Source organism: Propionivibrio sp. (assembly GCF_029255185.1).
GTDB lineage: Bacteria > Pseudomonadota > Gammaproteobacteria > Burkholderiales > Rhodocyclaceae > Propionivibrio.
In genome coordinates this window covers 1-13,397 of sequence record NZ_JAPUVO010000097.1, presented here as the reverse complement: position 1 = coordinate 13,397, position 13,397 = coordinate 1, and the positions used below count along the sequence as shown (strand labels likewise).

At 58.9% G+C, this 13,397-nt stretch carries 13 protein-coding genes and 1 pseudogene; 10 read left to right on the top strand and 4 right to left on the bottom strand.

Annotated elements, in window-relative coordinates; all coding sequences use genetic code 11:
* Positions 1-12 precede the first annotated feature (12 nt).
* On the top strand, positions 13-525 hold the full coding sequence (yjgA, locus tag Q1J43_RS07905) for a ribosome biogenesis factor YjgA (RefSeq protein WP_301101909.1): 513 nt from the start codon (positions 13-15) through the stop codon (positions 523-525).
* Positions 526-542: 17 nt separating this feature from the next.
* On the opposite strand, the gene Q1J43_RS07900 is transcribed toward yjgA, so the two are convergent.
* Positions 543-2,081 carry a hypothetical protein gene (locus Q1J43_RS07900; RefSeq protein WP_301101908.1) on the bottom strand — a complete coding sequence of 513 codons (1,539 nt, stop codon included), beginning with the start codon at positions 2,079-2,081 and terminating at the stop codon, positions 543-545.
* Positions 2,082-2,241: 160 nt separating this feature from the next.
* On the opposite strand from Q1J43_RS07900, the gene ilvD reads away from it, so the two are divergent.
* The 8 genes from ilvD (at position 2,242) to Q1J43_RS07860 (ending at position 10,095) form a co-directional block, all read left to right on the top strand.
* The gene (ilvD, locus tag Q1J43_RS07895) at positions 2,242-4,101 is read left to right on the top strand and encodes a dihydroxy-acid dehydratase (RefSeq protein ID WP_301101907.1); all 1,860 of its coding nucleotides are present in this window, start codon (positions 2,242-2,244) and stop codon (positions 4,099-4,101) included.
* A gap of 85 nt (positions 4,102-4,186) precedes the next feature.
* Positions 4,187-4,513: a c-type cytochrome gene (locus Q1J43_RS07890; RefSeq protein ID WP_301101906.1), complete on the top strand. Its 327-nt coding sequence runs from the start codon at positions 4,187-4,189 to the stop codon at positions 4,511-4,513.
* A 197-nt stretch (positions 4,514-4,710) separates the two neighbouring features.
* Positions 4,711-6,096: an ABC transporter substrate-binding protein gene (locus tag Q1J43_RS07885; protein WP_301101905.1), complete on the top strand. Its 1,386-nt coding sequence runs from the start codon at positions 4,711-4,713 to the stop codon at positions 6,094-6,096.
* A gap of 87 nt (positions 6,097-6,183) precedes the next feature.
* The gene (locus Q1J43_RS07880) at positions 6,184-7,107 is read left to right on the top strand and encodes a branched-chain amino acid ABC transporter permease (protein ID WP_301101903.1); all 924 of its coding nucleotides are present in this window, start codon (positions 6,184-6,186) and stop codon (positions 7,105-7,107) included.
* A 68-nt stretch (positions 7,108-7,175) separates the two neighbouring features.
* Positions 7,176-8,219 carry an ABC transporter ATP-binding protein gene (locus tag Q1J43_RS07875; RefSeq protein WP_301101931.1) on the top strand — a complete coding sequence of 348 codons (1,044 nt, stop codon included), beginning with the start codon at positions 7,176-7,178 and terminating at the stop codon, positions 8,217-8,219.
* A gap of 113 nt (positions 8,220-8,332) precedes the next feature.
* Positions 8,333-9,103 (top strand): ABC transporter ATP-binding protein, encoded by a 771-nt coding sequence (locus Q1J43_RS07870; protein ID WP_301101901.1) that lies wholly within the window; start codon positions 8,333-8,335, stop codon positions 9,101-9,103.
* Entirely contained in the window at positions 9,096-9,800 is a 705-nt protein-coding gene (locus Q1J43_RS07865) for an ABC transporter ATP-binding protein (protein WP_301101900.1), read from the top strand. The genes Q1J43_RS07870 and Q1J43_RS07865 overlap by 8 nt, the downstream gene beginning before the upstream one ends.
* A 100-nt stretch (positions 9,801-9,900) precedes the next feature.
* The gene (locus Q1J43_RS07860) at positions 9,901-10,095 is read left to right on the top strand and encodes a DNA gyrase inhibitor YacG (protein WP_301101899.1); all 195 of its coding nucleotides are present in this window, start codon (positions 9,901-9,903) and stop codon (positions 10,093-10,095) included.
* Here the strand turns inward: Q1J43_RS07860 and Q1J43_RS07855 are convergent.
* Complete coding sequence (locus tag Q1J43_RS07855; RefSeq protein WP_301101898.1) at positions 10,092-11,039, bottom strand: Nudix family hydrolase; 948 nt, start codon at positions 11,037-11,039, stop codon at positions 10,092-10,094. The two genes, Q1J43_RS07860 and Q1J43_RS07855, sit on opposite strands and share 4 nt — an antisense overlap.
* Positions 11,036-11,938 (bottom strand): ATP-binding protein, encoded by a 903-nt coding sequence (locus tag Q1J43_RS07850; protein ID WP_301101897.1) that lies wholly within the window; start codon positions 11,936-11,938, stop codon positions 11,036-11,038. Before Q1J43_RS07850 ends, Q1J43_RS07855 begins: the two co-directional genes overlap by 4 nt.
* Positions 11,939-11,988: 50 nt before the next feature.
* Here Q1J43_RS07850 and Q1J43_RS07845 point away from each other — a divergent pair, with 50 nt between their 5' ends.
* Entirely contained in the window at positions 11,989-13,182 is a 1,194-nt protein-coding gene (locus Q1J43_RS07845; protein ID WP_301101896.1) for a murein transglycosylase A, read from the top strand.
* A gap of 89 nt (positions 13,183-13,271) precedes the next feature.
* On the opposite strand, the pseudogene Q1J43_RS07840 reads toward Q1J43_RS07845, so the two are convergent.
* Positions 13,272-13,397, bottom strand: a pseudogene (locus Q1J43_RS07840) (ISAs1 family transposase); the annotation flags it as partial.

Sequence of the window (13,397 nt, the reverse complement as noted above, 5' to 3'; positions counted from 1 at the left end):
ATAAGAAAACCGATGAAAACCCACGACGCAGAACCCACAGCACCCTCGAAAACCCAACGCAAACAGCAGATGGAAGAACTGCAGACGCTCGGGGAAGAACTCGTCGCACTATCGACCGACCGTGTGAAGAAAATCGACATCCCGGAGGATCTGCGTGACGCAGTTCGCGAGGCGCAGCGCATGATGCGACCTGACGAAGCCAAGCGTCGGCAAATGCAGTACATCGGAAAAATTATGCGCAACGTCGATGTGGAACCGATTCGCGCTGCGCTTGCCTTGGTGCGCGGCGAATCGGCGAGCGAGACAGCCAAACTGCACCGCCTTGAACGACTGCGCACAGAGTTTCTTACCGACGAAAAAGTGGTGAACGAAATTGCCAGCCTCTATCCGTCGGTCGATCTGCAACACCTGCGTTCACTGCGCCGTGCAGCACTCAAGGAACAGGAGCAGAACAAGGCGCCACGCAGCTATCGTGCTATCTTCCAGTTGCTTAAGGAGCTCGAGAACGAGGGTTCCGGGCAGTAGTAGCTGCTGGCAATCCCTTAATCAGCCGCAGTTTCTCGATAGCGACCAATTTCGAAGTGGTTGCCGGTATCTTCAAGCTCAATCGGTGTCAGCAGGTAGCGGCGGCCTTCGTGCGAAAACTCCAGGCTTTGGCGAACATTGAAACTCGAGCTTGGCAACACCATCCGCGCTTCACCAGGCGCATTCCCTTCGCGCAGCCAGATTCCCGGGATGGTTCCGGTTGCCGAAAAGCCCGTAGTTCGCGGTCGCAACTCAACGCTCTGCGCGTGTCTGGAGAGGGACTCGATACCGACTCGAGCTTGGGTTGAAGAATCCTTGTTGTATCGCCGCAGCACCCCCAGCACCCAGTTCTCGCCACCTTCAGGCTGCATGCAAAGCAGGGCGCCAATCTTCAGCCAGTCGCCGACAAGTTCATCGACAGTGGCGCAAAAGCCACCGAGACTAACGTTCTCGACGATCCAGCTCTCGGCGTTTCGTTCCTTGCCAAGCCGCGCTATATTGCCGGCAAAAACGGTAAAGCAGTCATCGAAGCCTTGCAGCACGGCGATGCGAGTTTTGACAGGGTGGCGCGGATGATCGCGTTGCGGTGGTTCGGGCGCCCAGTAGAGGGCTAGATGGCGGAGCACGGGCAGCAGCACCTTGGCCGGGTACTGCCCCCCCAGATTCAGATCAGCAGGAACCTTGCCTAGCTCAACGCTGCTGATCAACTCGTTCAAAGCCTGCGCCGCACTTCCCGGCGAAAAAAACCGCAGGCTAGGCGCCGGGCGATCGGGCAGGCGCGCCAGCCGCAGCGGTGGCAAACCACTCGCCGCATCGACCCAGCACACGCTCTCAGGCAAGCAATCGTTCGAGAAAACAAAGCCCGGCTGGAAGTGGGCGATCAAGCGGTCAGCCAACTCGATTTCAAGCGGCATCAGGCTATCCATCGACGATGAGCAGAAAATCAGCGCTTGCAGGTATTGCGCAGTTACGCTGGTCATGCCCGACAAGGACGGATAGAGCGCTACCGGCTTTTGTGCATACCCTTCAGCCTCTGCCGCCAGATAGGGCTGCCCGAGGCCACGCCACAGATCCTCGCCAACCGGTTCATAACGATATTCAACCCATTTCAACTGGGTGGCCCGGGCCGCCATCAGCCGCGTTGCGGCGAGCGGCAGCAGCGCTTTAAAAGCATCGCCTCCCTTGTCTTTCGGGTTTTTCTTCGAACGCTCAATGCAGAGCGCGTAGAGGCTGGAGACTTCCCCCCAGTAGTTGTAGCACAGTGACCATAAGCGACGCTCTTCGCTCTTCGAGAGCTGCGGCGTTTGTAAGTAGTTGCGCGTCAGCAGTCGAATGTAGGGTTGCGCCGCTTCGTCAAGTTGCCGGACTACGTCAAAATAATGATCAATCCGGAAACCGTCTGCCGACTGCAAGGATTCAAACCAGCCATAAACCTCATCAACTGCCTTGAACGAATTATCCGAAGGCAATGCGGTGATGATCCGCTTGAGTTCCTTGGCATCACCCAGAGGATGATCCGGACGCGACGAAAAAAGATTCATAATCACGGCGAGCATTCCTTAATCCCGGCCAGCGGGGGAAGCAGGATAATACATAGGCAGATTGTATAGGTCGACTGCCAATCGCTGCAAGCCATCGTTTAGGCGAACTCAGTGCCGTGCTTCTTCGGTAGAATGGTCCGCTTGATTCTGACCGTTATTGTTCTGGAGATTGGCCATGCCTGATTACCGTTCCCGTACCTCGACCCACGGTCGCAACATGGCTGGCGCCCGCGCGCTTTGGCGGGCGACCGGCATGAAGGACGGCGATTTCGGCAAGCCGATCATTGCCGTGGTCAATTCCTTCACGCAGTTCGTTCCGGGCCATGTACACCTCAAGGACATGGGGCAACTGGTGGCGGCAGAAATCGAAAAATCCGGGGGTATCGCCAAGGAGTTCAATACCATCGCCGTCGATGACGGCATTGCCATGGGCCACGACGGCATGCTGTACTCGCTGCCCTCGCGCGAGCTGATTGCTGATTCGGTCGAATACATGGTCAACGCGCATTGCGCCGACGCCATGGTCTGCATCTCGAACTGCGACAAGATCACGCCGGGAATGCTGATGGCGGCAATGCGCGTGAACATTCCGGCCATATTCGTCTCCGGCGGACCGATGGAAGCCGGAAAATACAAGGCGCAAGGCGGTCAGATCATCCACTTGGATCTCGTCGATGCCATGGTCAAGGCCGCCGACAGCAGCGTTTCCGACGCCGAGCTCGATGAGATCGAACGCTCTGCCTGTCCGACCTGCGGCTCCTGCTCCGGAATGTTCACCGCCAATTCGATGAACTGCCTGACCGAAGCGCTGGGTTTATCATTGCCCGGCAACGGCACCATGCTCGCCACTCACGCCGACCGCAAAGGACTTTTCCTCAAGGCCGGCCGACAGATCGTCGAACTTTGCCGGCGTTATTACGAGGACGATGATGCCTCGGTGCTGCCGCGCGCCATCGGCTCGTTCAAAGCCTTTGAAAACGCTATGACCCTGGACGTGGCGATGGGCGGCTCGACCAACACCGTCCTGCATATCCTGGCCACGGCGCAGGAAGCCGGGGTGAATTTCACCATGGCCGACATCGACCGCATCTCGCGCAAGGTACCCTGTCTGTGCAAGGTGGCGCCGATGACCGACAAGTACCACATTGAGGACGTACATCGTGCCGGTGGCATTTTCGGCATTCTCGGTGAACTCGATCGCGCCGGCCTGTTGCATGGCGACGTACCGACCGTCCACGCCAAAACGCTCGAGGCGGCGCTTTCGGTGTGGGACACCATGCGCGCCCACGATCTGAAGGTGTCCAGTTTTTACCGAGCCGCTCCCGGTGGTGTTCCGACGCAGACGGCGTTTTCGCAGGATAGGCGCTTCCCGGAACTGGATCTTGACCGCACACACGGCTGTATTCGCGACCGGGCCAACGCCTACTCGCAGGAGGGCGGCCTGGCCGTGCTTTACGGCAATATCGCGAGCGATGGCTGCATCGTAAAAACCGCAGGCGTCGATGAAAGCATCTGGAAGTTTACTGGCCGGGCGCGTATTTTCGAGAGCCAGGACGCCTCGGTGCAGGCCATTCTCGCTGACGAAATCGTCGCAGGCGATGTCGTCGTCATCCGCTACGAAGGGCCGAAAGGTGGGCCCGGCATGCAGGAGATGCTGTACCCGACCTCTTACCTCAAATCTAAGGGAATGGGCAAAGCCTGCGCGCTGCTCACCGACGGTCGCTTTTCGGGCGGCACCTCTGGACTGTCGATCGGCCATGTTTCGCCGGAAGCCGCCGAGGGTGGCGCCATCGGCCTGATCGAAGAAGGTGACGCCATTGAAATCGACATTCCCAAGCGGCGCATTCACCTGGCCGTCGCCGACGAGGTACTGAAGCAGCGTCGCGCGACGATGGACGCCAAAGGCGAGCAGGGTTGGCAGCCAGCCGTCGAGCGTACGCGCATCGTTTCCAAGGCTCTGCAGGCCTATGGCATGATGACCACTTCGGCCGCCACCGGCGCCGTGCGTGACCTCAGTCAGTTGAAGCGGCGCTAAGTTGGCTTCATTTGCCTTGAGATTCGCCAACAAACTGGACTATGATCACCCGGCGGCAATTCCCTTTCATCAACGGAGATACAGAATGAAGAGACTCACCCTATCACTGCTGGTCACGGTCGGCCTCTTGTCCGCCGGTGCAGCCCAGGCTGACGAGGCGCTGGCCAAGGCCAAGAACTGCCTGGCCTGTCACTCGGTCGACAAGAAGATTGTCGGCCCGGCCTACAAGGACATCGCCAAGCGCTATGCTGGGCAGAAGGATGCCGAAGCCAAGTTGGCCGAGAAAGTCATCAAGGGCGGCAAGGGTGCATGGGCGAAAGAACTTGGCGCCGAAATACCGATGCCGCCGAACACCACGGTCAAACCCGACGAAGCGACCAAATTGGTCAAGTGGATTCTCAGCCTGAAGTAATCATTTTCTGCGCAAGGACAAGACCGGTTTTCGCCGGTCTTGTTTACTGACGTTACCGCTTTACCCGCCCGATCGACTCCCGATTTTTGCATTGACATCATAGTCACAGGTCAGCAGAATCGACCGCTCTTTCCGACCGTTTCCATTCACACCGTTTCCGGAGGTAATAAAACATGTCGTATTCGCGCATTCCCAGCATGACGTTTGCTATCGCTGCCGCTATTGCCATGATCGGCTGTAGCCAGAAGGAAGCACCCAAGCCGGTACCCGCTCCGGTGCCCGTCGTCACCGCTCCGGTAGCTCCCCCACCGAAGCCTGAAGTGACTGTCCAGCTTGGTCACGTGGCGCCGCTTACCGGTCCGCAGGCGCATCTGGGCAAGGACAACGAGAACGCCGCGCGCATGGCGATCGACGAACTCAATGGCAAGGGCCTTGAAATCGGCGGCGCCAAGATCAAGTTCGCACTTGTCGCAGAAGACGACCAGGCTGTCCCGATGCAGGGCACCATCGTGGCTCAGAAACTGGTCGACGCCAAGGTGAACGGCGTCATCGGCCACCTCAACTCAGGCACCACGATTCCTGCATCGAAGATTTATTTCGACGCCGGCATCCCACAGATTTCTGGTTCGGCAACCAATCCGAAGTATACCCAGCAGGGCTTCACCACCGCTTTCCGCGTCATGGCCAACGATGTCCAGCAGGGCAAGGTGCTCGGCGACTACGCTGCCAAGCAGATGGCTGCGAAGACCGTGGCTATCATTGACGATCGCTCGGCCTATGGTCAAGGCCTGGCCGACGAATTTGAAAAGTCGGTCATCGCGGCCGGAGGCAAGGTCGCCACGCGCGAATTTACCAACGACAAGGCGACCGATTTTGCCGCCATTCTGACCAAGATCAAGTCGAAGAAGGTCGACGTTATCTTCTACGGCGGCATGGATGCCCAGGGCGGCCCGATGACCAAGCAATTGAAGTCGCTCGGCTTGAAAGCAAAGTTCCTGACCGGTGACGGCGGCTGCACGCCGGAGTACATCAAACTCGCCGGTGCTGCCAGTGAAGGCCAGTACTGCTCGCTACCGGGTGTTCCGCTTGACCAGATGCCGGGCGGCAAGGCCTTTGGCGATGCGTTCACCGCCAAGTATGGTCAGATCCAGCTTTACGCACCTTACGTTTATGATGCCGTGATGGTCATGGTCGATGCCATGAAGCGTGCCAATTCGGTTGAATCAGCCAAATTCCTGCCGGAAATTGGCAAGACCGATTACCAGGGCGTGACCGCGAGGGTGCAGTTTGACGAAAAGGGCGACCTCAAGGGTGGCGCGATCAGCCTGTATCAGGTCAAGGACGGCAAGTGGGAATACCGCGAAACAATTGGTGGTGCACCCGTGGAAATGGCCAAGGAAGCTGTGAAAGAAGCGGCAACTGCGGTTAAGGATGCCGCCGTAGTCGCTGGTGAAGCGGCCAAGGACGCCATGAAGGATGTTGCCAAGGAAGGCGCCAAGGCTGCTGCCGACATGACCAAGAGCGCCGCCGACGCGGGCAAGTCAGCGGCAGAAACCACCAAGGCCGCGATAGAGAAGAAGTAAGCGGGCCAGACTCAACAAAACGAACGGCACCCTCGGGTGCCGTTCGCTTGTTACGATCCACATCCAGAATTTCGGGCCTTCCAATCCGTGGACATATTCATCCAGCAAATCATCAATGGCTTGGTTCTCGGCAGCATCTATGCCCTGGTCGCACTCGGCTACACGATGGTTTACGGCATCATGGGGCTGATCAATTTTGCCCATGGCGAGATTGTCATGATTGGCGCCATGGTCGCCCTGACGGTCGTCAAGCTGCTCGTCAATAGCGGACTGCCGGTCTTCATCATCATTCTAATCGCACTCGCCGGAGCAGTGGCAGTGTGCATGGCGGTGGGTTACAGCATCGAGCGCATTGCCTACCGACCCTTGCGCCGCGCGCCAAAGCTGGCGCCGCTGATCACCGCTATCGGCGTTTCCATCGTCCTGCAAAACCTCGCCATGCTGATTTGGGGACGCAACTACCACGCTTTTCCACCGATCTTGCCAGACGCCCAGTTTGATATTTACGGTGCGACGATTACCAGCTTGCAGGTGACCATCGTGCTCATCGCCGCGCTGATGATGGCCGGCCTGATCGTTCTCATTCACCGTACCCGCCTTGGCCGCGCCATGCGAGCAACATCAGAGAATCCGCTGATCGCCCAGTTAATGGGGGTCAACATCAACCAGATCATTTCGTTTACCTTCGTCATCGGATCGGCGCTGGCCGCCGTGGCCGGCTTGATGGTTAGCGCCAACTATTCGATTGTCCACTTCTACATGGGCTTTATGCTCGGACTGAAGGCTTTTACCGCGGCTGTGCTTGGCGGCATTGGCAACATCGCGGGCGCGGTACTCGGCGGCATTTTGCTTGGTCTCATCGAGTCGCTTGGCGCAGGCTACATCGGCGACCTGACCGGCGGTTTTCTCGGTAGCCACTATCAGGATGTCTTCGCCTTCTTCGTGCTGATCTGCGTGCTGATTTTTCGCCCCTCGGGACTAGTCGGTGAAAAAATTTCGGAGCGTGCATGATGACTCTTGCACACTCGCTTGGAGCCTGGCGTTGCGACAAGCGCGCGGCCATCGCCGCCACCATCGCCATGGGCCTGATGCTCGCCGCCTTTCCTTTCATGATCGGCAGTGCTCTGGGCAACTCCTGGCTACGCATTGTCGATTTCGCACTGCTGTACATCATGCTGGCACTCGGTCTGAACATTGTGGTCGGTTTCGCCGGTCTGCTCGACATGGGGTACATCGCTTTTTACGCGGTCGGTGCCTACCTTTACGCGCTGCTCGCCAGCCCGCACTTCGGACTGCATTTGCCGGTCTGGCTGATCATCCCGGCGGGTGCCGTACTCGCCGGAGTTTTCGGTGTGCTTCTGGGGGCGCCGACACTACGCCTGCGCGGCGACTATCTGGCCATCGTCACGCTTGGCTTTGGCGAAATAGTGCGTATTTTCCTGAACAACCTCAACGCACCGGTCAATATCACCAACGGGCCGCAGGGCGTTTCCGGAATCGACCCGATACATCTTGGCGGCATCACGCTGGCCAAACCGCTCAGTATTCTCGGCTTTACGATTTCTTCGCTGCACGCTTACTACTATTTTTTTCTCGCGCTAGCCTTGCTCATCGTATTTATTACCATCCGCCTGGAAAACTCGCGCATTGGCCGTGCCTGGGTCGCCATCCGCGAAGACGAGATTGCCGCCAAATCCTGCGGCATCAACACGCGCAACATCAAACTGCTGGCTTTTACCATGGGCGCCAGCTTTGGCGGCGTCGCTGGCGGACTGTTTGCCGGCTTCCAGGGTTTTGTCAGCCCTGAATCCTTCAATCTGATGGAATCGGTAATGGTGCTCTGCATGGTGGTGCTTGGCGGCATGGGCAACATTCCCGGCGTCATCCTTGGCGGCATTCTGCTGACCATCCTGCCGGAAGTTTTTCGCCATGGCGCCGGCCCAGTGCAAATGGCCCTTTTCGGCAAGATTCTGCTCGATCCTGAAGCGCTGCGCATGCTGCTTTTCGGCCTGGCGCTGATTGTCGTCATGCTCTACCGTCCTGCCGGGCTGTGGCCATCGACCACCCGCCGGCGCGAATTTCGCGGCGAATCGACTACCGACGCGCTGAAGGAAGGTGAATGAAGCTGAGAAGCTCAGTTATTTACCGCAAATACGCAAAGAACGCAGAGTGCCGCAAAGAAAGTCATGGTTTCATGTTTCTTTGCGTCTTTGCGTCTTTGCGGTGAGGTTTTTCGATGAACACCCAGCTCCTCGAAGCGCGCGCCATAGCCAAGTATTTTGGCGGCGTTACCGCGCTGCGCGATGTTTCGCTGTCCATCCGGCAGGGCGAGATCTATGGTCTGATCGGGCCGAACGGTGCCGGCAAGACAACTTTTTTCAACGTTCTAACCGGCCTTTATCACCCTGACAGCGGCGAACTCATCTTCAATGGTGAGAAGTTGCCGGCCAGTACGCCGCATCTGGCGGCCAGGTGTGGCATCGCCCGCACCTTCCAGAACATCCGGTTGTTCGGCAACATGACGGCGATGGAAAACGTCATGGTCGGGCGCCATGTACGCACGCATGCCGGCGTGCTCGGCGCCGTCTTGCGCGACCGCCGCACGACCAGGGAAGAGGCCGCCATCCGGCGCCGTGCCGAAGAATTGCTCAATTACGTTGGCATTGCCGACCGTGCCGACGATCTGGCCCGGCATTTGTCCTACGGCGACCAGCGCCGCCTTGAAATTGCCCGTGCGCTGGCCACCGACCCCAAGCTGCTGGCTCTCGACGAACCAGCAGCCGGTATGAACGGCACCGAAACAGAGGGCTTGCGCGAATTGATCGAAGGTATTCGCAAGGATGGCATCACCGTCCTGCTTATCGAGCACGACGTCAAACTGGTGATGGGGCTGTGCGACCGCGTGGCGGTGCTCGACTACGGTGAAAAAATCTGCGAAGACATTCCAGTCGTCGTACAAAAAGATCCTAAGGTCATCGAAGCGTATTTAGGAGGCAGCATTGCTTGAGGTCACGGGGCTACGCGTCGCCTATGGCGGTATCCAGGCGGTGCGCGGCATCACCTTTCACGTCAATCAGGGCGAGATGGTTACGCTGATCGGCGCCAATGGCGCCGGCAAAACCAGCACACTGAAGGCTTTGGCCCGCCTGCTCAACGCCGCCGGCGGCAGCGTCCGCTATTGCGGCAAGGAGATTTCTACGCTGCCGCCGCATGAACTGGTGTCCGAAGGCATCGCGCTGGTACCCGAAGGACGTGGCGTCTTCCCGCGCATGAGCATTGTCGAAAACCTGCTGATGGGCGCCTACAGCCGCCGCGACAAGGAGGCGATTAACGCTGATAGCGAGCGCGTATTCTCGCTTTTCCCCCGCCTCAAGGAACGCTCACAGCAGCTGGCCGGCACCCTGTCCGGCGGTGAGCAGCAGATGCTGGCCATCGGTCGAGCACTGATGAGCCGGCCGAAACTTTTATTGCTCGACGAACCGTCAATGGGGCTCGCACCGCTAATGGTGCAAAAAATATTCGAAGTGATTCGTTCCGTAGCTGATGCGGGGATGACAGTTTTGCTTGTCGAGCAAAACGCCAAACTGGCGCTCGAAGTTAGTCAGCGCGGCTATGTCATGGAGAGCGGCGAGATTACGCTCACCGACGAATCAACGAAACTGCTTGCCAACCCCAAAGTGCGCGAGGCCTATCTGGGCGAGTAGGCGCTCCCTGATAGGCCGCACAGACAATTCTGAGGCATAATCCTGCCCTCACTATCTGCTTTGGCGTACGGGCGGTTTTTATGATGTTTTCTGATCTCTGATGGTCAAGGGGCCAACCAAAGTACGCTGCCCGCAATGCGGCGGCGAGTCAGTATGGAGTGCTGACAACCGCTATCGCCCCTTCTGTTCCGAGCGTTGCAAGCTGATCGATCTTGGCGCCTGGGCGTCAGAATCGTATCGGGTTCCAGTGCAGGAAACGACGGACCCGCTTTCCGAACCGCATTCCGGCGACTAGCCCCAGCCGCGCATCAGGGCGATTCCGTGTGCTCCGTGCAGACGGGCGGTTTCGAGCATGTTCGGGGCCAGTCCGCCGAGGGCATAGGCTGGCAGTGGGGAGCGTTCAATCAGGCGTGCAAACTCGTCCCAGCCTAAGCCCTCAGTTTCGGGGTGAGATTGCGTGGCCAAGACCGGACTGAGCAGGACGAAGTCAAGCCCCAGCGCTGCTGCGTGCGCAAGTTCTTCGGCGTTGTGGCAAGAGGCGGCAACCCGGTTAAATGGCGGGCGTTGAGCAACTTGCATGAGCCGTCCGGACGACAGGTGCAGGCCGTGGGCAGCAACGATGCGCACCAGCTCCTCGTCGTCATTGATCAGCACGCAGGCGTCAGTGTACGGCCTGGCCAAGGCCATGACAGCCTTGGCCAGGCGCAAGCGCTGTGCCGGTGGCAGACACTTGTCACGGATCTGGATCAGGCGCAGCCCGCTGGCCAGCGCGCGTTCCAGGCGGGCCAGTTCGGCGTCTATGCCATTGTCGTCGGCGTTGGTCAGCGCGTAGAGCGACGGCAGTTCCAGTGCGCGCAAAATCGGACCGTTGGCTGGCAGAATCGGCGTCACGGTCGCCGCGTCGCCGATTGTTGTCCAGATCAAGCCGTCGTGCTCGATTGGCACGATCTCGCCGTGCCAGGAAGGTACGCGGAAAAATTTCAGGCGGACGCTGGCGTGCGGATAGGTAAATGTGCAGGACAGCCAGGGCCAGGCATGGTCAATGGCGATACCAAGTTCTTCCTGTAGCTCGCGCATCAGCGCCTGGCGCAGGGACTCGCCAGGCTCGACCTTGCCACCAGGAAACTCCCAGTAGCCGGCATAGACTTTCCCCTCGGGGCGCCGGGCGAGCAGATACTCGATACCGCTTTGTCCTTCCCGCAACAAAACGGCCGCAGCGACTTCGACTAGCTTGGTCATTTGCTGCGCTTGGTACGGACCGGCTTGTGCTGATGCGTTCCCGCCCAGTCCTTGGCGAATTGCCAGGCCACGCGACCGCTGCGCGAGCCCCGCAGCAGCGCCCAGTTGAGCGCATCACGTTCGGCACGGGCGATTTCTTTCTCGCCGCAACCGAAGGATTTGAGCCAGTGCGCGACGATGTTGAGGTAGGCGTCTTGGTCAAAGGGGTAGAAAGAAAGCCAGAGACCGAAGCGCTCCGAGAGCGAGATTTTTTCCTCGACCGCTTCGCCCGGATGGATTTCATCGCCGACCCGCTTGCTTTCGAGATTTTCTTCAAAATACTCCGGCATCAGGTGGCGGCGGTTCGAGGTTGCGTAAAGCAGCGCATTGTCCGGCGTCGAGGCCATCGACCCGTCAAGGACGACCTTCAGCGCCTTGAAGGTCGCATCGCCGGCATCGAACGACAGGTCATCGCAAAAAATGATGAAGTGCTCGGGACGGCCATCGATCAACTCGACGATATCAGGCAGGTCGACCAGGTCGCTTTTCTCCACCTCGATGACGCGCAAGCCCCTGGGCGCATATTCGTTGAGCAGCGCTTTGATCAGCGACGATTTCCCCGAGCCGCGAGTGCCAGTGAGCAGCACGTTGTTGGCTGGCTGCGCGTCGAGAAACTGGCGCGTGTTGACGTCAATGCGACGTTTTTGCTCGTCGATGTCGTGCAAGTCGTGCAGGCGTATCGTTGACGGCCGGGTGATCGGCTGTAGATAGCCCGTGCTGCCGTGCCTGCGCCAGCGAAAGGCGATTGCGGCATTCCAGTCAGGAATGGAAGAAGCGGGCGGCAGCAGCGGCTCGATGCGTTCGAGCAGTTTTTCTGCACGGGAAAGAAAACGGGCAAGCTGCCGGTTCGGATCGTTCATCAGGGCAGTATACTGCGCAAGGTCAAAAACACCCGCACTGTAGCCAAACCATGCCCAAAAGCCAAACGAGACGATTTGCCTTGCTTGCCGCAATGTTTGTCGGAGCCTTTCTGGCGGCCTGTGCGACGGTCAAGGCGCCGCCAGTGGCGGTTTGCCCGCAATGCACCGTGCAAATTGTCCCGCCGTCGGCCAAGCCGATGCAGGTTGCACGTTGGGCCGATCTGCCGGGCTGGTCCGAGGATGATCTGCGTGCTGCCTGGCCGGCCTTTATGCAGTCCTGCCTCGCTCTGGCCAGCAAGCCGACATGGCTGCTCTGGCGGGCCGCCTGTGTCGAGGCGAAAGAGCTTGCGGCCAACGATAACAGCACCTTGCACCGTTTCTTCGAATCCCGTTTCGAGCCCTACCTGCTGACCAATCCGGATGGGACGACCAGCGGGCTGGTCACCGGCTATTACGAACCCTTGCTGAATGGCGCGCGCCAGCGCAGCGCGACCTTCTCGCAAGCGGTGTTGGGCGTTCCGGCTGACCTCCTGGACATCGAACTTGCTGACCTGCTGCCAGATCTGAAGAACATGCGCCTACGCGGCCGTTTGCAAGGCAACAAGGTTATTCCCTATTATTCCCGCGCCGACATCGCCGCGCGCGAAGCCGACTATGCGGATCGCGTACTGTTGTGGGTCGATGACGCCATCGAACTATTTTTCCTGCAGATTCAAGGTTCCGGTCGCGTCAAGCTGCCCGATGGCAGCGTGGTGCGCATCGCTTATGCTGATCAGAACGGGCATCCCTATCAGTCAATCGGTCGGGTGCTGATTGACAGGGGCGAACTCAAACCCGAGCAGGCCTCAATGCAAGGTATTCAGGCCTGGGCACGGGCTAACCCGGAAAAACTGAACGACGTGCTGAACAGCAATCCGAGCTACGTTTTCTTTCGTGAGGTTCAATCCAGGGAAAATGAGGGTCCGCAAGGCGCCATGGGCGTACCACTGACCGCTGAGCGCAGCATTGCCGTTGATCCGCGCCAGGTGCCGCTGGGTGCGCCGGTCTTTCTGTCGACGACACAACCCAACTCCTCGGCGCCATTGCGTCGTTTGATGTTGGCGCAAGATACCGGCGGCGCGATACGCGGCGTAGTGCGCGCTGATCTTTTCTGGGGCTTTGGCGCGCAGGCTGGCAGCCAGGCCGGAAAAATGAAACAGCAGGGGCAGATGTGGGTGCTGCTGCCGCCGGGCGCTGCGCCATAATTTGTCGACCTTGCTGATCGGGACGAGGGTTGCCGAGAATTCCGGATTGATCAGAAAGTTAAGAAAAATATCAAAACAGGGCAATTGCATCAAATTCCCTTTAACCCGAGGAGACTGGCGCGATAAGCATCGGAAGAAGCGGCGAGAATGCGACGAGTATAGATACCCCCTTTTTTCTTGGAGGTGTCGAGGCGGAAAAGATTGAGGACGAGGCG

Bases quoted from the DNA above. Each gene is read 5' to 3' on its own strand.
- yjgA (WP_301101909.1), top strand. From the start codon at position 13: ATGAAAACCCACGACGCAGAACCCACAGCACCCTCGAAAACCCAACGC.
- Q1J43_RS07900 (WP_301101908.1), bottom strand. From the start codon at position 2,081: ATGCTCGCCGTGATTATGAATCTTTTTTCGTCGCGTCCGGATCATCCT.
- ilvD (WP_301101907.1), top strand. From the start codon at position 2,242: ATGCCTGATTACCGTTCCCGTACCTCGACCCACGGTCGCAACATGGCT.
- Q1J43_RS07890 (WP_301101906.1), top strand. From the start codon at position 4,187: ATGAAGAGACTCACCCTATCACTGCTGGTCACGGTCGGCCTCTTGTCC.
- Q1J43_RS07885 (WP_301101905.1), top strand. From the start codon at position 4,711: ATGACGTTTGCTATCGCTGCCGCTATTGCCATGATCGGCTGTAGCCAG.
- Q1J43_RS07875 (WP_301101931.1), top strand. From the start codon at position 7,176: ATGGGCCTGATGCTCGCCGCCTTTCCTTTCATGATCGGCAGTGCTCTG.
- Q1J43_RS07870 (WP_301101901.1), top strand. From the start codon at position 8,333: ATGAACACCCAGCTCCTCGAAGCGCGCGCCATAGCCAAGTATTTTGGC.
- Q1J43_RS07860 (WP_301101899.1), top strand. From the start codon at position 9,901: ATGGTCAAGGGGCCAACCAAAGTACGCTGCCCGCAATGCGGCGGCGAG.
- Q1J43_RS07855 (WP_301101898.1), bottom strand. From the start codon at position 11,039: ATGACCAAGCTAGTCGAAGTCGCTGCGGCCGTTTTGTTGCGGGAAGGA.
- Q1J43_RS07850 (WP_301101897.1), bottom strand. From the start codon at position 11,938: ATGAACGATCCGAACCGGCAGCTTGCCCGTTTTCTTTCCCGTGCAGAA.
- Q1J43_RS07845 (WP_301101896.1), top strand. From the start codon at position 11,989: ATGCCCAAAAGCCAAACGAGACGATTTGCCTTGCTTGCCGCAATGTTT.